This window comes from Coprococcus phoceensis (assembly GCF_900104635.1).
In the GTDB taxonomy this organism is placed as follows: Bacteria; Bacillota; Clostridia; order Lachnospirales; family Lachnospiraceae; genus Faecalimonas; species Faecalimonas phoceensis.
Map to the genome: position 1 here is coordinate 1,763,402 of NZ_FNWC01000007.1, position 22,436 is coordinate 1,785,837.

The window sequence follows — 22,436 nt, forward strand, 5'->3', positions numbered from 1 at the left end:
CATTATATTTTACACCTCAGACATTCGTCCAAAAACTTCATTCTAAAACAAGCAGCAGTCAATCTTACAGATTAACTGCTGCTTCAAATGTTTTATTCTTCTCTATAATTCCGATATCCTGTTCCATATCGTTCCATACTCTCCAGATGATCTGTATGTAACAGCATGTGCGCCTTATGTTCATTCGGCTCACCAAAATATTCTTCATAGAGGCGCTTGATATCCGGATTGTCATGTGAATAACGGATTTTCGCATCTGCATCTAACTGATAAAGCCTCTTGCCTCTTTCAAAAGCCCGCTCCTCTCCGTCGTGAATCGGCTGTCCGCCGCCCCCTACACATCCGCCCGGACATGCCATCACTTCTACAAAATCATAGTGTACTTCGCCTCTCTCGATTTTCTTCATCAGCGCCCTTGTATTTCCAAGTCCGCTTACCACCGCTGTCCGCACGGTAATATCATCAATCTGAAATTCTGCTTCCTGCACGCCGTGGTTTGCATTGAAGCCTTCCGCTCTCACTGCCTGAAATGCATCAGCCGCTGCATTCTCACCTTTAAGGAAAAAATATGCACTGCGAAGCGCCGCTTCCATTACACCGCCAGTCGTTCCAAAGATCACACCGGCTCCTGTTCCCTCCTGCATTGGACGATCACTTTCTCGATTTTTCAATGTCTCCGGACTAATATGCGCTGCTCGAATCATTTTCACGAATTCTCTTGTCGTAAGTACCACATCAATATCTTTACCTGCATATTCTCCGTGGAACAACTCCATCTCCTGCTCTCCTTTTTTTGCCAGACACGGCATGATTGAGACTGTGAAAATCTGCTCCGGACTTACGCCTAGTTTTTGCGCAAAATACGTCTTCATAACTGTACCAAACATCTGCTGCGGTGACTTTGCAGAAGAAACATATTTGACCATATGAGGGAACTGGGATTTTGCAAATCGAACCCATCCAGGACAACACGAAGTGAACATTGGACGATCCTTTAATTCTCCTGAAGTAAATCTCTGAATAAACTCCGTTGCTTCCTCCATAATCGTAAGATCCGCTGAGAAGCAGGTATCAAACACATAATCGGCTCCCATTTTCTTGAGTGCATCCAGGATCATGCCCACTGTCGCCTCATTTGGCTGCAGCCCAAATTCTTCTCCCCATGCGGTACGCACTGCCGGAGCCACCTGTGTCACTACAATCTTATTTGGATCTGAAAGAGCCTCCCACACTTTCTCCGTGTCATTTCTCTCTCGAAGAGCTCCCACCGGACAATGCGTAACACACTGACCACAGAGCGAACAGGCTGACTCTTCAATCGTCTTATGTCCAGACACATTTACCGTTGTTCTGGAGCCTGTTCCTTCCACATCCCAGATATGCAATGACTGTACCTTATCACAAACCTGAATACAACGCATGCATTTGATACATTTGGAAGAATCCCGAATCAATGGAAACTCTTTGTTCCACATCTGTTTCTCTAATTGCATCCTGTATGGGATTTCAAGAATGTTCAAATCATTCGCAACAGTCTGCAGCATACAGTTTCCACTTCTCGGGCAAGTAACACACTCACAATTATGCTGTGAAAGAATCAATTCTACATTCGTTTTTCTATGCCTTCTCACCTTCGGACTGTTTGTGTAGATGACCATCCCCTCTTTTGCCACATTATTACACGAGGTAATCAGTCTTTCTTTTCCTTCCAACTCCACCACACAGACGCGACAGGCTGCAATCTCATTGATTCCTTTCAGATAACATAGATGTGGAATCGGAATCCCATTCTGGGCAGCTGCCTCCATGATCGTGCTATTCTCTTTTACAGTAATCTGCTTTCCGTCTATTGTAAGATTTACCATATTTTTTCTCTGCCTCCTTTAAAGATTCCATATCCGAAATGGTCACATCGCAGACAGCGACCGGCTTCCTGCTTTGCCTCTTTTTCTGTCATGCAATTCTCACAGCCTTCCCAGTCTTTCACACGCTCGCTTGCCTCACGCTCTGTCAAATTCACTCTGCCACAAGGAGTTCTGTCATCTAAATGCGCTTCCGGAATCTCCACATCACAGGAAATCTCATGACGATATCCCAAATACTCATCAATATTGGCAGCCGCCACTTTCGCCGCCGCAATCGCTTTGATAACAGAAGCTGGTCCGCTTGCACAGTCTCCACCCGCAAATACTCCCGGCAGATTTTCTATAGAACCATTACTCTTTGTGACGATTTTCCCGCGGCTTACCAGAATTCCGGCCTCCTCAAAATGTTTCGTCTCTATATTTTGACCTACTGCAACAACTAAAACATCACAAGGAATGTACACATCTTCCTCACCGGTCGGTTTGATACTTGCGCGACCATTGTTAATTGCGCTGATCATCTGCGGTGTCACATAGATCCCCTTGATGTGATGATTTTCATCCACATCTAAAGAAGCCGGTGCCTTTAATGTCTGCATCTCAATGCCCTCTGCCACTGCACCCTCAATCTCTATCGGAAGCGCTGTCATATCGGCAGCCCTTCTTCTATATACGGCACTGACTTTCTTCGCACCAAGACGTTTTGCTGTACGAACAACATCCATTGTAACATTACCGCCTCCGATTACCGCAACTTCTTTCCCTGTCAGATCCATGATGATATTCTGACCTACATTTCTTAAAAACTGCACTGCCGAAAAGATCCCTTCTGCATCCTCGCCTTCCAAGCCCAGTTTTTTATCCGTACTTGCTCCAATGGTAATTAACACTGCATCATACTCTTTCTGAAGCTGCTGAATCGTAATATCTGTTCCGATCTTCAAACCGTATTTTACCTCAACACCTGTTTTTAAAATAGCATTCACATCTTCTTCAAGGCGTTCTTTTGGCAGACGATAGTTCGGGATTCCGTAACGAAGCATTCCTCCAAGCTTCGGAAGCATCTCATAGACGGTTGTCTGATGTCCCATAAGCTGCAGATAATATGCCGCACTTAATCCTCCCGGGCCTCCGCCGAGCACTGCAATACGCTTTCCGGTGGACGGTGCACAAGCCGGTGGTTCCACCTCACCTGCAAAATCCGCCGCCACTCTTTTCAAACCACGGATGTTAATGGCATCATCCATCATATTTCTACGGCATCTCGCCTCGCATGGATGCTCACAGATAAACCCACACGTAGTCGGAAACGGATTGTCTTTACGAATCAGACGAACTGCATCCTTATATCTCCCCTCTCCGACAAGCGCTACATATCCCGGAACATCCACATGTGCCGGACATAACGATACACACGGCACCGGCTGGCTGTATGTACAGGTACAACGCCCATTTTTTATATGCTCCACATAGTCATCACGATAACCGATCAATCCTTTATATACTGTGTGAGCCGCCTCATAGCCGATGGCGCAGTCCGCCGACTCCATAATAGAAAGCGCTGTCTGCTCCATAATATCCAGTGTCTCCATCGTCGCATTTCCATCCAGCACATCCTTGATGAAACCATTCAATTGTCCAAGACCGATTCGACATGGCACACATTTTCCACAAGTCTGTGCATGACATAGTTCCAAAAATGCACGCGCCATATCAACCGGACATAATCCTGGCGGGCTCGATTCAATTCTGCGTTCCAAATCCTTATAGAGCTCTTCCATAATAATATCAGCTCTTGTAGGCGACGCAAGCTCTAATCTACTCATTGCTTTTACCATCCCTTCTTTTGTTTTACAAATACGCTCACTGTAGTGTAGTAACGTAATAGTAGCTATTATAGCATCAAGCGAGAGGCTTGTAATTATTTTTGCTAAAAGTAGTTTATTTAACAAAATGGTTAGATTTTTAACAGAGCGTCACTCTCTAAAAAGCGAAAATTGTCCATCCTTGAGAGACTTTATTTTTCTGTCCGTAATCTTATCATACTGTGTAAGCGTTCCGCATAACAGCGGTGAACTTTTATCATATTGTCTCGCATTCTCTTTTACCTTTGTTTCATGGAAATTTGCATAGCAATATTTACAACCATTGAAACACGTATTGTATGTTCCCACTTCAACACTCTCCAAACAACCACAAGACTCTCTCTGATATTTATCTTTCTGTCCGCTCAGCTCACATCCTAAAAGCTTTTCAATCAACCTTTTATCAATACAATGCCCTTTTGAAATTCCAAACTCCTGAAGATTGATTTTCTCAGCACATGTCTCAATATCCAACGAATATCTTAAAGCAATCTCTGCCATTTTTTCAGCAAGAGTTCTCGTCTTCTGAGCCGTCATCTGCTGAATTGCAAGAGTTCTTGTATTTCGCATCGTTTTTTTGTAGAAATCTATAAAACTAATCACAACTTTATCCGTATATCCAGCAAGACTCGCCGCAATCTCCTCAAATGCTTTTATATGATACTCTACCGTATATCTGTCACTTAGAAATATCGGATCATATCTCCATATCACCCTCTCTTTTCCAATTTGCTCAGATAACCTTTGAAATGTGGGAATCAGTGCTTCCCTCTTGTGCGGAAGATTTGGTTCCACATCTCTTCCGTACCCAGTCAGTGTAAATTGAAAATAATACATGTAAGGTTTTAGTTCTTCTAGTTTTCCTAACATATTGATTGGATTTTTTGTCCAAAATACAATACAATCTATCACGTCCGGTGATAGATTGATTTTACTTACCTGATGTGCATTCATCGGGTTACGCACATATAAAAAGCCCTCTCTTATTCTATTTATAAACCATTCCGAATAATAATTCGGAATATCTGTTCTTCTGCTTGCACTTAATATCATGGTGATTCCTCATTTTTTCACTGTTTTGCAGTTTCTATCCTATTCATCAGTCACAGCACCTTATAATCCGTTCTCCGCATTTAGCACAGAAGCCTTCAATTACCACGCCAAATTTATCTTTCCGCAGACTATATCCCGGCTTAAATGATACTTTTCCGCAGTTAATACAGAACGCATTGTGAAACCATATTTCCTTCATCTCATCCGGATAGCTTTTCCAAAGCTTCACAGCTTCTAGGTCTGTTGTTCCACCGCCCTTAGTAAACCCATCTGTTTCCATCTCTCGCCTAATAAATTGCTCTATCGTATATTCATCACAACCATCCTTTTGAAACTGTTCCGCCATTTCTTTATATTTTCCTGTATATTTCAATATCTCCCCTCCTCTTTTTCACTACCAATATCTTCTCCCACTGTCTTGCTAGACTCCAACGCTTGATATTCCTGATTTAACTCCCTCAATAATTCTTCTTCGCTTGGTAAATATAATTTATATTTTGAAGCAAAAATCTGTGTTTCATTTTCAGGCAGCGTATATTTAACCACAGATTCACTTTTATCTGCACATAATACAATGCCAATCGGAGGATTGTCCCCTTCATTCATAAGCTCCCGCTCATAATAGTGAACATACATTTGCATCTGACCTAAATCCTGATGTGTTAAATCACCAACTTTTAAATCCATCAGAACAAAACATTTCAAAATGTAATTATAGAATACAAGGTCAATTCTAAAATGACGACCATCGAAAGTAATTCTTTTCTGTCTGGCAACAAAAGAAAATCCTCTACCGAGTTCTAAAAGAAATTTCTGCAAATGTGTAATTAACGCTTGCTCTAAATCACTTTCATAAAAATCATCATTAGGTGTCAGCCCAAGAAATTCCAACACATACGGGTCACGTATAACATCTTCTGTTTTTTTCGCTGGCTCTAATGTCTGTATTTCCTCTGCAACTTGCTTTTTATTTTTACTGGATAATAACCTTTCATAAAAAAATGAATTTATCTGTCGCTCAAGTTATCTGGTACTCCATTGAGATTTTACAGCTTCCTGCATATAAAATTCTCTTGCATTTTCATTCTCTACTCGCATCAGAAGCCGATAATGCGTCCAACTCAATTCGATACGCAATGCGTAGCCATCTGGAAATGTCAAATAAAACTGTCGCATATTTTTCAAATTGGCAACGGTAAATCCTTTTCCAAAATCCTGTGTCATTTGCTTTGACAACTCTTTTAGTAAACCTGTACCATACTCCGCTTTCTCATTACCACCTTGTTCTTCAATGATTGATTTCCCGATATTCCAGTAGGCTTCAACCATTGCAAAATTGGCTGTCTGATAGACTTTATTTCTTGCTGAAATTAAAATTTCTTTAATTTCCTTATAAAAAATTCGTTCATCATATCAAAGCATCCTCTCATTTACAAATTATCTATTAATCTTTCTAATATTTTGCAATACAAGCTATATTACTTCAAAATATCTCAATGCATCCCTTATTGCTTCCACTTTCTCTGCTGTCGGATGTTTCCTCGGCTGTTTCAATTCTTCCACCGCATTATGAACATCATACATCGGCAAGCCCAATTTTCACTTCACCTCTGCGATGTATGCGGTATGTATCTTGAAGCCATATTTCGCTTCTATGTATTCCTTAATCATCTTGTTGGTCACGCGCTCTTTCGGCTTGTACGCAACGGCTCTCTTAGCAATATTATATTATCAAGCGGCACTTTTCCTTCGCATTGATAACACTATCTGGTTATTTTCGGGACAAAAGCATGATACTTTCAACGGTATTACCAGATTCCCACAAAATCTTCCTTACTTCTTTACCATCACGATATATCGGAAAGTTAAACTCAATAGACTTTAACGGCATTTCCGATTCACCATGCGGATAAATTTGAACTTCCTTTATAAGATAAGTAATTATACTCTTCTTTTCTTCATCACTTATTGTACCAAATCGCTAGCGCGATGGCTAGCATTACGTACAATACAATCGTTGCTTTTTTCAAATAAAAGTAGCAGTTTTTTTGTATATGTTATATTGTTGAATTACCCCTAACACAACAAACTCACACAACAAAAGAACTGCTATGATTAATCTATCACATTTTGTATCATTCAACAATTACATATCTGATTTTTTTATTCGCCCACCTCCGTTTTGCTGTTTGTTTTCACTATTTACTACAAGCAACATTTATTTCAGGAGGTTCATTATGAACAACTAAAACTTCTATATTAGGGGCGTGAGAGTGCCACCAACAGAAGAAGGTTTTTTTGAGAGGCTATCCTCATTCCTATATGAAATTATGTAGGTAGTTGCTGCTTTGAATAAGCAGCGGGGCGTCTGAAGCAGACCAGCACATAAAAAATCCCTCCAAACTCAAAACGGGTTCAGAGGGAAGATGTGTAATAAGGCATGATGAAGCCGCCCACCGAAACACCGTTTTTTTTATTCGGTGGGCTTATCCTTTATCTCTTTTGACAGGGCAGAAATCTCGTTTTCCTGATTTCTAAAGGCAGCCTTTTTCAACCGTTCAAAGCTTTCATTACTGATTACATGTTCTATACGGCAGGCATCGACCTCTGCAGTTTCTGGATCAACACCTGCTGCGATAAGCTGTTCTGTAAAGAAGCAATGACGTTCATAAATCTTTTCGGCAACCTCGCGGTCCACATCGGTCAAATGGAGAAGGTGATCTTCATCCATTATGAGAAAGCCGCCGTCTTTCAGGGTGTTGACCGCCACACAAACACTCGGTTTTGACACTCCCATGTGCCGGGCAACATCTACGGAGCGCACCATACCCATTTTCTTATGGAGAACAAGGATGGTTTCCAGATAGTCCTCCCCGGACGGAGTTATTACGGGCTTCATAAACTCTTTGCTTTCCTTCGTCTGTTTTTTTTGCAATTCTTCCCATGCTTCACGAATAACCAATGAAAACATCCATGTGCGCCCCCCTTTCTTCTTGCTAGCAGATGATTTCCAAATACTCCCAGTGTTATGCTCCTGCATATACCAATTACACAGTCCATCCAAGGCTTTCCTGCTGAATATGATACAACTTTTCATACAGCCCTTTCTTTTTCATCAATTCTCCATGCGTTCCTTGCTCGACCAGTTTACCATCTTTCAAAACGATGATCTGGTCGGCATCCACCACAGTACGGAGCCGGTGAGCAATCATAATGACCGTCTTACCCTCCACCAGCTTTGCAATGGCCCGCTGGATTAAAACCTCGTTCTCCGGGTCAAGAGATGCTGTTGCTTCATCAAGAAGAATAATCGGGGCATCTTTCAGCAGAGCGCGGGCAATGGAGATTCGCTGACGTTCTCCGCCAGAAAGAGTGCTGCCGTTCTCCCCCAAGATAGTCTGATAACCATCCGGCAATCGCTGGATAAATTCGTTACAGTACGCTGCCTTTGCCGCCGCCATGACCTGCTCTTCGGTAGCGTTCATGTTGCCTACGCGGATGTTATTAAAAACAGTGTCGTTGAACAAGGTCTCATCCTGAAATACAAAGGACATACAGCGCATCAGGTGTTCCGGTTCAATGGTGCGGACATCCATACCACCAATGGAAATCTGACCTTTTCTTACATCCCAAAAGCGGGCAATGAGTTTGGAAATTGTGCTTTTGCCGCTACCGGAAGGCCCTACTAGGGCTGTTACGCTGCCAGTTGGAATAGAAAAAGATACATCCTTGATAACATCGTCCCGGTTATATCCGAAAGTGACATTTTTCAATTCAATGTCATAGTTAGCCATATCCTTATCTTCGCCCTCCATAACAGGGGTGGTCAGCAGGGTACGCATACGGTTGGTAACAGTCCCCAAATGAAACAGAGAGGTTAACTGCGAAAGGATGGCAAGGATTGGGCCGTAAATCTGCGTGGAGAACATGAACAGCACCAGCAAAGGAAGCAGTTCAATTTGCCCACCAGTTATCAGTACCGTTCCAATAAAAATGGTGATACCAAGACCTGCTTGCAGAACCAGGCTGGCTCCCTGAACCAGAATACCAGAGGCCAGTTCCACCCTGATGGCGATTTTTCTCATGGCTTGGAGTGCTTTGTCCAGCGTGGAGAAACGGGAACCGCTAAGGCCGCAGGATTTAATAATTTTGATACCTTCCAGGTATTCCTGAATCTGGCTGGACGCCTCCAACTTCACATCCACCTGTTTATCAAACAGACGGAGTTGCAGCTTGCGTCTGCACCAGATGATAAGAAATGTGACCGGCATCGTACAGAAAATCGCAAGGGCCATTCTCCAGTCAAAAAATGCCAGACAAATGCAGGTCAGGGTGACAGAGATAATATTTGCGATCAGCGGCGGAATGGTACTGCTGAGCATGGATTCCATGCTGCTGCAATCCGCCATCATGTTTGTGGTAATATCAGATAAATCTTTTGTGTTAAAGAAGCTCATGGGGAGCTTGCGAAGATGTTCTGCGATCCGAAGTCTGGTCGTGCTGGCCTCTTTATAAGAAGCAATGTAGGTTTTTCTATAATCATTTTTTGCAGCCAGGAATACCAGAATAGCCGCAACCACTCCCAGTCCCAGCAGCTTCCACAGTGCGTCCCATGAAATTGCTTCTCCGGTGAACGGTTTCAGCAGTTCCCAAAAAAGTAGGCAGGCTACCATTGAAGGAAGTAGCAGTGCAATATTGGTTATTGTGCAGGCTGTAATTGCTTTTTTTAAGTCGGAGTAGCCTTTCTCCGATAGCATTAACTTTTCTTTCAGCTTACTCATAGATCACACCGCCTTTCCTTGTACTGATTTTCCAGTTGATCGACTCCGTATAGCTGCTCCACATCTGCGCGTATTTTCCACCCTTCTTCAGCAACTCGTCATGGGTGCCAGATTCAATCAGGTGTCCTTTTTCCATGACAAGGATCTGGTCAGCGTTGCGAATCGTAGACAGACGATGGGCAATCATTACAACCGTTTTATTCTGGATTAGCTTTTCAAAGGCTTTTTGAATCAGGTACTCATTTTCCGGGTCGCTGAATGCGGTTGCCTCGTCCAGTACGATGATAGGGGCATCCTTTACGATAGCACTTGCAATGGCAATCCGTTGGCGTTCACCACCTGAGAGATGAACGCCGGTGCTTCCAATCACAGTCTGATAACCGTTTGGAAGTTGCTCGATAAATTCGTGGCATCTTGCCGCCTTTGCCGCCGCAATCACCTGTTCCTCCGTAGCATCTGGATTTCCCATGCGGATGTTATCCAGGATGCTCTGCTTAAAGAGGAATGTATCCTGAAATACAAAGCTGACCTTATCCATCAGCGCATCCAGCGGAATATCCCGAATGTCAACACCACCGATTTGAATACTTCCGTCCGTCACATCATAAAATCGGGAGATTAGGTTGGCTATGGTACTTTTACCGCCACCGGAAGGGCCGACAACGGCTGTTACCTTGCCATGAGGCGCAAGGAAAGAGACATGAGCCAGGGCCTTGACTTGGGAATCAGTTTCATAGGAAAAGCTGACATCCTGAAAAGCAATGTCATAGTTTTGTATAACAGCCTTTGTATTCTTTTCCGGCAGAACCGGGATACGCAAGATTTCATCCATGCGCTCTACATTGCCGTCAATCTGCGTAAAGGACTCCGAGATAAACATGATCTTATTCAGGATACCGGAAATCGCATGTACAATAATCAGGTAGAAAATGAATGTCAACGAATACTCTCTGAAATCCGTAGTATGCATCCCGATCAGAACACCTACCGGAATTAAAAACAGATAAATATTGTTGATGATTGTGGTAAATGCAGGCATACAGTTTTGCCAGCCCAATGCGTACTCCAGCACGAAAGAGGTATAGTCCTTAATAGATTTGCTCAACCGCTTAAAAGAATCTGCGGTCTGATTAAATGCTTTGATCTCCGGCATACCGCGCACATATTCCACAGAGGCGCTGTTCATGTTCTCCTGGGCGGTCTGAAAACGGTGCATTTTTTCCTTTGCTTCACCGTTGAATCCTGCAAACTGAACGATGAAGGCCAGAACAATACCAACCAGACAAACCACACCATACCGCCAGTCAATCCCAAGAAGAATAATGACCAGAACAAGCGGTGCGACCAAAGAGGCGACAAAATCCGGGAGCTGGTGAGCAATAAATTTCTCAACGCTTTCAATGTTTTCGTCCATGATTTTTCTCAGTTTGCCGCTGCCCAAGGTCAGATGATACCCAAGCGGAATATGCATAATGTGGTCGGCAAAGGCCACCTTCAATTCATAAAGCGTTCCAAACGCTGCAATGTGGGAACACAGTAAGGCAAAAAAGTAAAATACGATGTTCCCCAAAATACCAGCCAGGGCAAGCCAGCCCCAGGTTGAGATTGCAGAAACATTCAAGAGCGACATATCCGGGTAAACAAACAGGATTTCCCGAACGATGTAATAAATTGATAAACAAGGTGCAAAAGAACAAATTGCTGCCAGCGCAGCCAGAAACCCTGATAGAAACAAAAGCCATTTATGACCCGAAGCTAATTCCAGGCAACGCGCCAGTCCAGTCTTTGCCTTCGGCTGTTTCTCATTTTGCTGTGTCATTCCTAACCCTCCTTTTGGTCATACCCAATTTTTTTCAAAAGAAGCTCTGCTCCTCTGATTTGAAAATCATCAGTAATATATCCGTTTTCAAGGCGCATTGCCCGCTCGCAACAGGCAAGCGCACACTCTGCGTCATGGGTAATGACGATAATGGTGCGCCCCATCTTCGCCAGTTTGCGGATCATCCGGCTGACATTCCGCATATTCGTGCCGTCCAGCCCACTTGTAGGTTCGTCAAGTATGATAATAGGTGCTTCGTGTATCAGAGCTACGCCAAGAGCCAGCCTCTGCTTTTGCCCTCCTGACAGCGTAGAGGGATGCTGTTTGATGAACGGCGTCAGTTCCAGGGCTTCCAGAATTTCTTCTGCCGCTTGCTTCCGCTCCGGGCTGGCCTCTGAGCCAGTAGTCAGTTCGTCCAGCAAATCCTCACCGAATAGCTGGCTGTCTAAATCCTGGGGAATGTACCAGACCTTTCCCAAGCGGTCTTTGGGTCTGCAATGCTTTCCGAATAAAACGACTTCGCCGGATTTCTCTTTCAAAAGCCCTGCCAAGATTCGCCCTATGGTGCTTTTGCCCGTTCCGTTGGGGCCGATCAGGGCAATCACTTCTCCCTTACGGCATTGAAAGTCAATATCCTTAGCTACAATTGTTTCACCAAAAGAGTGGTTCAGTTTTTTCACTTTCAGGACAACCTCGCCGGTTGCCGCAGACGGGATTTCCGTCTGCTCAATCTGATGCAGGTCAGGAGTGCGAAGTCCCAATGCCTGGATTTCCTTATTAGTCAGAGCTTTCATTTGTTGTGCGGTAAATTCACGCACAATTTTTCCTTTCTGCACACACAGGAAGCGGTCTGCCAGATCCATCAGATAATAAAGCCGGTGTTCTGCTATGATAATGGTTTTTCCCTGCTGTTTCAAATCGCAGATAATGTCCGCAAAGCGATAAGTAGATGCAATATCCAGATTGGCAGACGGTTCATCCATTACATAGATTTCCGGGTCTATCGCCTCTGCCGATGCAATCGCAACCTTCTGGCGCATTCCATAGGACAGGCTGTGCAGGCTATGATCCAGAATGTTTTGAATCTTAATGTCCGCCGCCGCCCGGTGAACATGGTTCCGAATTTCCTCATGGGAATAACCGTAGTTTTCACAGCCGAAAGCAACCTCACCGGCAACCTCATTGGCAAAAAACTGGCTCCTGGGGTCTTGGAATACATTCCCTACGATTTTGCCGCGCTCCCAGGACGGAATTTCTTTCAGCGGTTTCCCGTCCACAAAAACATCCCCGCTTAATTCCCCCTCGTAAAAATAGGGGATCAGTCCGTTAATCACTCTTGTCAAAGAGCTTTTTCCACTTCCTGATGGGCCGGTCATAACAATGACTTCTCCGGCAGCAATGTCTAACGATATATGTTCCAGTTGATTTCCGTTCCCGCCATAGGAAAAGGTCAGGTCACGGATCATTATTTCTTTTCCCATTCCATTCCTCCTATAAAAGACAGCAGCACATAGTAGCTCCCACGCTGACAACAATCAAAAAGCAATCCAGCGCAGCAATCCGGCTGACATAGTAACTTTCTTTCTTGTAGGGGCTTTCAATTCCCCTGACTATGGCAGAAGCGGCTAACTCGTCCGCGATCTTTAAGGAGCGAAATACCATCGGGACAATGGCATATTCCAATGTATCCATTGGGTGTTTCAAAACATTGCCAACCGATTTTAAGAAACCACGAATTTTCATGGCCTCCCTGACTTCTCCAAATTCATGTAGCACAGTAGGAGCAAACCGGAGCATGACAATCAATACAAGCATGATACGGGTAGGAATCGGCATTTTTCGCAGGCTGGCTGTCAGTTTCCCGGACGGGATTTTAGCCAGAAGATAAGCTGGCATAGCGGGAAGCAACAGCTTGTAAATCATGCTGAGTAGTAGCGGAGAGGGGATGCTGATCTGATATTTTGTCTCGATCATCAGCCATACAATCGCCACTAAATAGACCGCAAAGCATCCCAGAGCCTGTTTATATAAGCCGAACCAGCAGAGGATTAAAAAGATCAAAAAGCTAAAACAACCATGCCCTAAAAAACTTGTTGTAAGAAAGGTCACGATGCAGGCGCACAGCGTAAGGAAAAGAACTGTGCGCCCATCGATCTGGTCAATGCGTTTTTGCTTTTTTTCTCCGACCATCATCCTACAATACCTGCTTTTTGGAAATGCTTTCTGAGCAACCGCTGGCCGAACAATGTACCAAGAATTGCAAGAACCGCAGTAATGACAACACCCAGAAGCATCAGCGCCGGAGAAGTCACCATAGAGAGCTGCATATTCAAGGTATTTGCATCAAAACCGCTGCTTGCTGCCATTTCCTGATAGCTGTCCCAAGACCACCACAGCGGTACGGCACAGCCTACAAAATTTCCGATTGAGTTGACCATCCAGCCAATTCGGTTGCGAACTGCGCTTCGGTATGTATTCTTGCCAACCATGCATAACTCGGCAATGAGGGCTACAATCAAGAAATAGGGAACCAAGAACATATAACCCATAACACCTTGGATTAGTCCATAAACTGCAGCCCAAGCAAACAACAATCCGTGTTTGTTAATGCGATTTGCCGCAACCAAATAAAAAGTTGCTCCGACAAATGCATCAATTCCAGCGGAACCGTACAAATATACTACCGGGAAAGGCAATGTAACCATACCAATCACCATTGCAATCGCGAAATTGATGACCATCATTGCGGCAATCGTCATAACATCGCGAACACCTATTTTTTTCTTTACCGTTTGTTCCATTCCAGAACCCTCCTTAAATATAATAGCGTCGCGGTTAGCTAAAACTAACCACGACGCTATTATACAGTAGTTCGCATCCGCTAACTACTCCAAATGAAAAGACAGTCGCCCAAAACAGCCCAAAAGTTAATTTGATTTTTTTACTTTACGATAATCCTTTGGAAGCATTCCAAACACTTCTTGAAAAGCCCTCGCAAACTTACTAATATTTGAATATCCAAGTTCACCAGCTATTTGCGTGATAGATTGATCTGTTTCCTGCAAATAAACAGCTGCAAGATTCATTTTGTAATTTTTGATATGCGCATAGGGGGGTTCGCCATAAATCTGTTTGAAAATAGCCTGAAATGTGACTTTGCTCATTGGCTCTCTTTGTAAGAGTTCTTCTATAGGTATTTTTTTGTCGAGGTTTTCTATAAGCTGTTGCCGGATTCGCTTGATAATTTCAATTTGTTCCTTGGCATAATATGTTGCTTCATACTGATCTTCAATCCGCAGTTGTTTGATATGATAAAAGAGTTCCAATAATTTAATACGGAAGTAATCTCTCCCTTCAATACCTTTTGCGGCGTACAATTCATCGAAGATATGCAACAATCGCTGTGGTGTTCGACATAAAAACCAATTTTTTTCTAATTCCAATTCTCGCCCAAGATTTAGAACATCAATGTTGTAGTAAGAAAAAAATTGTTGCGTTTGCACATCGACAGAATCTTTATCGATCACACAGCTTAGCCCCACACTATATCCAAAGGGGAAGGAATACGCCGCAGGAATATTTGCAAGAGCATTAATGCAAAATTCTCCTTCTTTCATGTGGAACACTTTGTTATTTCTTAGCTCAAACTCAACACGTCCTTTTTGGTAATGCCGGATTTCAATGATATTCTTATTAGGAATAGGCTCATGGAAAATATCTGAACAATTAAAATCCATAAAAATCAAGTCAATACCAGGGAAAAGGTCATAGTCATATAGGCTTCCTGTTCCATTGCATTTATACTCCACTTGAACATAATCATTATACTTATTTTTAATTACAGCATATTCCCCATACCATTCTGGTTTGTGGAGTTCACTCATGCTCATTTCCACCTCCCTATCAGTTGATATAAACTAATTATATAATAGTTTTTTTGGTAGTTTCATTACCAATTAGAAAAAATCACCCCGTGCTTAATTTTTATTTGAGTAATACATCCTCGCTCTAATTCATTGAAAAGCAAATCACTGTAGAGTTGATTGAGGTAACAATTATTATATGTCATAACAAGATTTCACCTCTTTTCTTTTCCGCGCAAAAGTATCTATAATTTCAACTGTATCATCTTCACCATCTTGAATTGATCAGAAACTGCCATACTGACCTTTGTGGATAGCTTTAAGTCGTTTTTAGGAATATAACGATAGTATGGTTCCTCCGCAATCACCTTCACATTACCCCCGATCTTTGCTGCCAGTTCTTCCGCTGAATCCACATAAAAGAACATCTGTGCATCGGCATGGCCGACCTGTTTCATATATTTTTTCTTCATCATGGTCATGCCTCTTTTGTTCACCGTATCAAAAACAACTTCCATATTTCCAAATTGCCCAATCATACGCAGAAGGGCAATGACCTTATGTTCCTCAAAATAATGAAATAACCCGCTTGCAGTAACGAGAATAGGAGCATCAAGTACATCATTGCGAACTTTTTTGATCCAGTCCTTCACAAAGGCATCCCCGGAAATATAAAATTCCCGCTTCGGTTCGGGAAGAAGATCTCGCCGGTATTCGATCACATGAGGCAGATCCACGGCATACCAGTGTGCCTTTCCGTTATCACATCGGTGATAGGTTGTTTCCAGACCACAGCCCAGCTGAACAATCACACCGTCCGGTCTGCGTTCCAGAAAAGACCGAATAATCCGATCCATATTGGCAGACCGGGAAGCAGAGGCCAAGAGGGTATACTGGTTCTGCATATTCTGTTCGATCAAGCCTGAAGGCAGCTTCTTTTTCAATTCCAATGCTTTTTTATCATATAAAATTTGCGGGCAATGCTCACTGGCATAGATTCTGCCCAGCATAGGGATAAACAAGGTATCCTCCAAAACGCCTAATTTTTGCATAACCAGTCCTCCTTTTTGCCTCTTCACGCAAGTTTCCAATTCTGGCTTTCTGTCTGCAGTTTTACCATATGGGCATATACACCATTCTTTTCTTCCAGATTCTTTGGTGATCCTTCTTCTGCCACGGTGCCATCAGAAAGGACAACAATTTTATCTGCTCCTGCTACGGTACGCATCCTGTGGGCGATGACCAGAACCGTTTTATCTGCGATCAGACGGGAAAGGGCTGTCTGTATCAGAGTTTCATTCTCCACATCCAGGGAAGCAGTGGCTTCATCTAAAAGAATGATCGGCGCATTTTTCAGAAATGCACGGGCAATAGAGATACGCTGGCGCTCTCCGCCGGAAAGTTCACAGCCATTTTCCCCGATATTGGTATGCCATCCATCCGGCAGTTTTTCCGCAAATTCATCCACATTGGCAAGTTTCGCAGCAGCAATGACCTGTTCATCTGTGGCGTCTTTGTTTCCGATTCGGATATTTTCCAGAATCGTATTGTCAAACAGTGTAACATCCTGGAATACGATGGAATACAGAGAAAGCAGTGTTTCCGGGTCAATTCGGGATACATCCATGCCTCCCACGGTAATCTTTCCTCTGTTAATATCCCAGAACCTTGCTGCCAGCCGGGATACGGTTGTTTTTCCGCCGCCAGATGGGCCGACCAAAGCCGTAACCTCTCCCTGTTTTGCCGTAAAGGAAACATCTTTCAATACGGTTTCTCCGGTATTGTAGGCAAACCTAACATGGTCAAAGACAATATCATACCCCTGATTGGAAAGCCTGTCGCTGCCCTGCTGGATCGGATGATCGAGAATTTCATTCATACGGGCAATGTTGGTTCGTGTACTGATGACTGCCGCAAGATTCTGGAGTGCGCCCTGCAGAGGGTCATATAAACGGGATACTACCAGAAGGAACATAAAGAATGTAAGCACGGAGAGGCTTCCTTGCATGAGCAAAACAGCTCCCACCAGCGCAACCGTTGCAATACCAAGCTTCAGCACCAGCGATGCGGAAACCACAAAAACAGCAAGACCGAATTCATTGAGGATGGAACGATGCTCCACGGCACGGATCTTCTTTTCCAGACCTTTTAAATATGCCTGCTCCGCATTGTTCGCTTTCAGGTCACGAACCGTTTCAATGCACTCCTGTATCCCGTCTGCGCAGGCCATCTTTACATCCATGGCTTTCTGATTCAGATTTTCCTGAATCTTTGCGGAAAATCCCACAATCGCAAAGGCAACTGGCAGAACCCATAAGGCAGCCAGTGCCATTCTCCAGTCCGTAAAGAGCAGACCAATGGAAATCAGAACTGTAGAAATGATCGAACCCGCAAGCTCAGGGATAAAATGCGAAAAACTCTGCTCCAGGAAGGTGCAATCCGCCATAATGGTACTGGTAAGATCGGCTAAATCCTTTTTCCCGAAAAAGGAAAGGGGGATTTTGCGCAGATGCTCTGCCAGGGTAATGCGGCGGATACCGCTTTCTTTGTAAGTGGCAAAATAGGTCGCATTGTATTGAAAGAAAGTGGTCAGCAGAATCAAGCCGATACACACCACGCAGCCTGCCACATAAAATGGAATTTTCTCGCCGGGAACACCCCCGTTCATCAGATCGCTGACCAGGTAATATAAAAGTCCCACCGGAAACATAAAAGACAGATTCTGAAGGACACAGGCCAGGCAGCCTTTGATCAGGTCTTTTGCTCCCTGTTCAGACAGGGCATATTTTTTCTGCAGTTTTTTGATCATATCACTGCACCTCCTTTGTTACCTTCCATTGCACGGAAGTCTGGTAATTTTTCCACATACGGCTGAATATACCGTCTTTTGCAAGCAATTCGCGACTGTTTCCGCACTCGGCAACCCGTCCGTCGCAAATGACAAAAATCTGATCCACATTTGTTACGGTAGAAAGCCTGTGGGCAATCATAATCACTGTCTTACCCTCGGAAAGTCTTGAGAAAGCAGCCTGTACGCGGCTTTCGTTATCCGGGTCAGCAAAGGCAGTGGCTTCATCCAGAATGATAATCGGAGCATTTTTCAGCATCACACGGGCAATGGCAATTCGTTGCTGCTCGCCGCCGGAAAGATAGACACCCTTTGTACCGATGACCGTATCCACACCCTGTGGGAGTTTTTCCAGAATATCATCGCATTGCGCGTGATGAAGGGCAGTCAGAACTTCCTCACGGGTAGCTTCCGGTTTTCCCATACGCACATTTTCCAGAATAGATGCCTTGATCAGACGGCTGTTCTGAAATACGAAAGACACCGTGTTCATGAGTTCCTCTTTCGGGATGTCTTTCACATTAACACCACCGATTTTTACCATTCCGCTCTGGGGATCAAAGAATCGGGAAATCAGGTTGGCAAGGGTTGTTTTTCCACCGCCGGATGGACCTACAAAAGCTACCGTCTGTCCTGCAGGAATGGTCAGTGAAATATCTTTTAATACTTCTTTTTCTCCATCATAGCTGAAATGAACCGATTTCAGTTCCACGGAAGCGTTTTGAGGATGCTTTGAATGTTTCGTTTCCTCCAGAGGCTTCAAATGCAAAACGCTGTCAATTCTCTGTAAAGCGTCGTCTACGATCATGGCGTTTTCACTTTGGAACATAATGCGTGTCAGTGTGACAGAAATAACCGGTGTAATGATGATATAGAAAATAAGATCCAGTAAGAAACCGGAAGTTACACCGTCTTGCGTAAGCAACAGTCCTCCGGCAATCAGTGTGGCAAAAACGCCGTTGATCGCAGCTGTATAGAACATCATCGGTGTCCGAAGCTGCCTGGTATAAGCAATCACCCATACTTTATACCGGTCAATGGAGTCTTTAAACTTCTTAAAGGAAAAGATCGTCTGGCCAAAGGTTTTTACCACCGGAATCCCACGGACATACTCTACCGCTTCATTGGACATATCATCCAGCGCATTCTGGTATTCTTTCATCTTTTCCTGCATCTGCTTTCCGGTCATTGCCATCATGATCAGAAACCCCAGCACAACCGGAACAAGACTCAATAGTCCCAGTCTCCAGTCAAACACGAACAACAGCACCAAAAGACCGCAGGGGGTTGCAATGGCATTGGCTCTGTCGGGAAGCTGATGGGCGAGATAGGTTTCGGTGGCTGCGCTGGATTCGTTGACAATCTTGCGCAGTTTTCCGCTGCCAAAACTCTCGGCAAACCCAAGAGGCAACTTAACAATATGCTCCATGGTCTGGATACGCAGGTTTGTGGCAATACGAAATGCTCCCAAATGGGAACACATCAGCCCTGCTATGTAGACAAGCACCGCTATAACCGCAAACAATACTGCCATCCAGCCATTACCGGTCAGGTTCTGTGCCTGGTCAAAATTCGGTGCCACCTCCAATACTTCCTTGATCATTTTCCAGATGTAATAGAATGGTACCAGAGCAATCAGGGCACTGATCGCAGAAAGCACCCAGGAAGCATAGGTCAGGTACTTATGGCTGCCTGCAATTTCCAGCAGGCGTGATAAATTGGATTGCTTTTTCAAAAAAATTCCTCCTTTTCTTTGTGTTTATGATAAAGAGAACACGTCTATGTTCTTACAATATCCGAATTTAGATTAGTTTCAGCTAACTATCAAGCAAAAATTATAAGGCATTACTGCCCCATAATTTTCATCCATCCCGCTGTATAAAAGGCGCGCATTTCTCTGACGTAGTTTTCGGCATCTTTGAGCGGCATTTCGTGGATGATCAATTCAAAAAAGGTATGAAACATTCCGGTGATCAGAATATGCTCCAGCGAAGGATCGATATGCGGAGAGGGCCTTCCAAGCTTCCTTAAAACCTCCTGATAGGCATGAGTCCCTTCCACTTCAATCTCCACCATTTCATCAATTAGCCCGGCAAATTTTGTTCCTTCCGAACAGCAGAGGATCAGTTTACATTCCTCTAAATGTTCGTACGCATAATGGAGCATATCGTACATACAAAGCCCCGAAATGTCACTCATGACTTCCGGCTGCTGGGCAGCTGGTAGTTCGGCGAACTCCTGCTGTGCCTTTATAAAACGTTTGAGAATATATTCGTAATGCTCACCAACGATGGCTTCAAAAAGTTCTTCTTTACTTTTATAATATCCGTAAAAGGCTCCGGTAGTCATTCCCACGGATTTCACAATATTCCGCAGGGAAGCGTCTTTATATCCTTTTTCTAAAAATTCTGCTTTCGCTGCCCGGTGGATATTTTCTAAAGTCGTTCCATTTCCGTTTATTTTGCACACCTCCTATATAACAGTGATATATAACACTGTTATAATTTTAGTCTCTAAAAATTATTTTGTCAAGAGCAACAAGAAATAGTTGCATAAAAATAGCAATCCAAACAGCATTCTGTACTTTATTACTGATAAAATTTTTAAATACTGGTTTTGACAAAAGTTTCATTTTTTCTAATAAATGATAAGCAGGGTGGAGTTTGTTCTCACACCCTGCTTTGTGATTATCATGAACTACTCGAAGATCTTCTTCACTTTTTCTTTCAGCCTGTCCATATGCCTGTAAACCGCCTTTTCGGTAATCTTCAGATACCTGGCTATTTCATGAGTGCTATACCCCTGGATCTTCATCAGAACGATCTGAAGGGTAAGCCTGTCCACGGTGATCAGCACATGTTACAATTCCTGATTTTCAATACGATCCAGGAAGTCCTGTACTGTTTTTGGTTCTGCCTGATCTGTGGATGCTGCAACAGTATCAAGGTATGTACCTGTTTCCTGCACACGCTCATAATAGCGTCTGTCTGTATTAAATGCCTGACGGTCATAGAGACGGATTGCTTCAATCATATCTTCAGAAGCACCGCTGTCTCTTAAAATCTTTTCTTCTTTCTCTTTCCAGAGCTTCCATTTGCGCTCTGCTCTTCCATGGTTATATGCCATTTTCCTTACCTCCAATCTGATTTGTTTGAAAACTCAGATTGGAAAGGGCGGAGAACGGCAGCCGATACCGGAAGAAGGCTTGTCCTTTTTTCCGACAAATATCGACAAACAAAAAACCGCAAAGGCTGTTAAACCTTTGCGGCAGTAAGAAAAATGAGAACTATGCTGTAGAGCTAAAACTTCTACATTAGGGGCGTGAGAGTACCACCAACAGCAGAAGATTTTTTTGAGAGGCTATCCTCATTCCTGTATGAAATTATGTAGGTAGTTGCTGCTTTGGATAAGCAGCGGGGCGGCTGAAGCAGACCAGCACATAAAAAATCCCTCCAAACCCAAAACGGGTTCAGAGGGAAGATGTGTAATCAGGCATGATGAAGCCGCCCACCGAAACACCGTTTTTTTATTCGGTGGGCTTATCCTTTATCGCTTTTGACAGGGCAGAAATCTCGCTTTCCTGATTTCTAAAGGCGGCCTTTTTCAACCAATGTCATTTAGTTAAGACATTGAGTCGGCAGCCTCTTGCAGAGCAAGGTATATAAAAATATATACCCTGCTCTTTTTTTGTAAAAAATCCTTGACAAATATAGAAAAATTTGCGACGAAGCCACTTGAATGTATTACATTTTGGAGGTAACGCCTATGATATTTGCGGAACATGTAAAAAACAAATTGTCATCTTTCATCCATGAAATGGCGACCGCCCCATGGTTGTTTTCAAAAAATCCAGAAGTTGATTTTTCACGGAACAGAAAACTTGATTTTGTATCTACAATTCAATTTCTTCTTTCTATGGAAAGTGGAAGCTTAAAAAAAGAATTGCTGGATTATTTCCAGTGCTCTGTCGATACCCCGTCTGCTTCAGCGTTCTGTCAACAGAGAAACAAACTACTTCTGGAGGCATTCCAGTTTTTGTTTTATGAATTTAATTCTTGTTTCTCATTCGAAAAAAAGTATAAGGATTATCAACTATTAGCTTGTGATGGCTCAGATTTGAACATTGCCCGTAATCCAAACGATGCAGGCACTTATTTTCAGTCTCAACCAACTGATCGGGGATTTAATCAGATTCATCTGAATGCTCTTTTCGACCTGTGCGAGAAGCGATGCACCTCCGTTTCTTCACCTTCATTATATGTATAAGTGACAAACAGCTCAAATGTGGAATTTTGTTTGTAAAAATAAGCGCATCACTATTTCTAATGATACGCTTATGATT

Annotated in this window: 16 protein-coding genes and 3 pseudogenes; 1 reads left to right on the top strand and 18 read right to left on the bottom strand. The window is 43.4% G+C overall.

What is annotated here, in order from left to right:
* Window positions 1–92 precede the first annotated feature (92 nt).
* The 18 genes and pseudogenes from BQ5364_RS12355 to BQ5364_RS18865 form a co-directional block, all read right to left on the bottom strand.
* On the bottom strand, window positions 93–1,865 hold the full coding sequence (locus BQ5364_RS12355; protein ID WP_071144396.1) for a [FeFe] hydrogenase, group A: 1,773 nt from the start codon (window positions 1,863–1,865) through the stop codon (window positions 93–95).
* A complete protein-coding gene (locus tag BQ5364_RS12360; protein WP_071144761.1) occupies window positions 1,859–3,691 on the bottom strand; it encodes an NAD(P)-binding protein in 1,833 nt (610 codons plus the stop codon). Before BQ5364_RS12360 ends, BQ5364_RS12355 begins: the two co-directional genes overlap by 7 nt.
* A 150-nt stretch (window positions 3,692–3,841) precedes the next feature.
* Window positions 3,842–4,783: a DUF1848 domain-containing protein gene (locus BQ5364_RS12365; RefSeq protein WP_004611444.1), complete on the bottom strand. Its 942-nt coding sequence runs from the start codon at window positions 4,781–4,783 to the stop codon at window positions 3,842–3,844.
* 46 nt (window positions 4,784–4,829) lie between these two features.
* Entirely contained in the window at window positions 4,830–5,156 is a 327-nt protein-coding gene (locus BQ5364_RS12370; RefSeq protein ID WP_004611445.1) for a hypothetical protein, read from the bottom strand.
* Window positions 5,153–6,184 (bottom strand): annotated as a pseudogene (locus BQ5364_RS18855) (PDDEXK nuclease domain-containing protein). Before BQ5364_RS18855 ends, BQ5364_RS12370 begins: the two are co-directional and overlap by 4 nt.
* A gap of 72 nt (window positions 6,185–6,256) precedes the next feature.
* Window positions 6,257–6,761, bottom strand: a pseudogene (locus BQ5364_RS18860) (recombinase family protein); the annotation flags it as partial.
* A gap of 495 nt (window positions 6,762–7,256) precedes the next feature.
* The gene (locus BQ5364_RS12380; protein ID WP_071144762.1) at window positions 7,257–7,682 is read right to left on the bottom strand and encodes a metal-dependent transcriptional regulator; all 426 of its coding nucleotides are present in this window, start codon (window positions 7,680–7,682) and stop codon (window positions 7,257–7,259) included.
* Window positions 7,683–7,830: 148 nt separating this feature from the next.
* The gene (locus tag BQ5364_RS12385; protein ID WP_004611450.1) at window positions 7,831–9,564 is read right to left on the bottom strand and encodes an ABC transporter ATP-binding protein; all 1,734 of its coding nucleotides are present in this window, start codon (window positions 9,562–9,564) and stop codon (window positions 7,831–7,833) included.
* Window positions 9,557–11,383, bottom strand: a complete 1,827-nt coding sequence (locus BQ5364_RS12390; protein ID WP_004611451.1) for an ABC transporter ATP-binding protein — start codon at window positions 11,381–11,383, stop codon at window positions 9,557–9,559. The genes BQ5364_RS12385 and BQ5364_RS12390 overlap by 8 nt, the downstream gene beginning before the upstream one ends.
* Window positions 11,384–11,385: 2 nt before the next feature.
* Window positions 11,386–12,864: an ABC transporter ATP-binding protein gene (locus BQ5364_RS12395; RefSeq protein WP_004611452.1), complete on the bottom strand. Its 1,479-nt coding sequence runs from the start codon at window positions 12,862–12,864 to the stop codon at window positions 11,386–11,388.
* 10 nt (window positions 12,865–12,874) lie between these two features.
* Entirely contained in the window at window positions 12,875–13,576 is a 702-nt protein-coding gene (locus BQ5364_RS12400) for an energy-coupling factor transporter transmembrane component T family protein (RefSeq protein ID WP_004611453.1), read from the bottom strand.
* On the bottom strand, window positions 13,573–14,184 hold the full coding sequence (locus tag BQ5364_RS12405) for an MptD family putative ECF transporter S component (protein WP_055151428.1): 612 nt from the start codon (window positions 14,182–14,184) through the stop codon (window positions 13,573–13,575). The genes BQ5364_RS12400 and BQ5364_RS12405 overlap by 4 nt, the downstream gene beginning before the upstream one ends.
* 126 nt (window positions 14,185–14,310) lie before the next feature.
* A complete protein-coding gene (locus BQ5364_RS12410; RefSeq protein WP_330673895.1) occupies window positions 14,311–15,273 on the bottom strand; it encodes a helix-turn-helix domain-containing protein in 963 nt (320 codons plus the stop codon).
* Between the two features lie 218 nt (window positions 15,274–15,491).
* The gene (locus BQ5364_RS12415; protein WP_044986622.1) at window positions 15,492–16,298 is read right to left on the bottom strand and encodes a class I SAM-dependent methyltransferase; all 807 of its coding nucleotides are present in this window, start codon (window positions 16,296–16,298) and stop codon (window positions 15,492–15,494) included.
* A gap of 23 nt (window positions 16,299–16,321) precedes the next feature.
* Window positions 16,322–18,055 carry an ABC transporter ATP-binding protein gene (locus BQ5364_RS12420; protein WP_071144397.1) on the bottom strand — a complete coding sequence of 578 codons (1,734 nt, stop codon included), beginning with the start codon at window positions 18,053–18,055 and terminating at the stop codon, window positions 16,322–16,324.
* Window position 18,056: 1 nt separating this feature from the next.
* A complete protein-coding gene (locus BQ5364_RS12425) occupies window positions 18,057–19,829 on the bottom strand; it encodes an ABC transporter ATP-binding protein (RefSeq protein WP_004611458.1) in 1,773 nt (590 codons plus the stop codon).
* Between the two features lie 110 nt (window positions 19,830–19,939).
* Complete coding sequence (locus tag BQ5364_RS12430) at window positions 19,940–20,563, bottom strand: TetR/AcrR family transcriptional regulator (RefSeq protein WP_004611459.1); 624 nt, start codon at window positions 20,561–20,563, stop codon at window positions 19,940–19,942.
* A gap of 228 nt (window positions 20,564–20,791) precedes the next feature.
* Window positions 20,792–21,220: pseudogene (locus BQ5364_RS18865) on the bottom strand (sigma-70 family RNA polymerase sigma factor).
* A 639-nt stretch (window positions 21,221–21,859) separates the two neighbouring features.
* Between BQ5364_RS18865 and BQ5364_RS12440 the strand changes: the two are divergent.
* Window positions 21,860–22,360, top strand: a complete 501-nt coding sequence (locus BQ5364_RS12440; protein ID WP_235837167.1) for a hypothetical protein — start codon at window positions 21,860–21,862, stop codon at window positions 22,358–22,360.
* The last annotated feature ends 76 nt before the right edge of the window (window positions 22,361–22,436 follow it).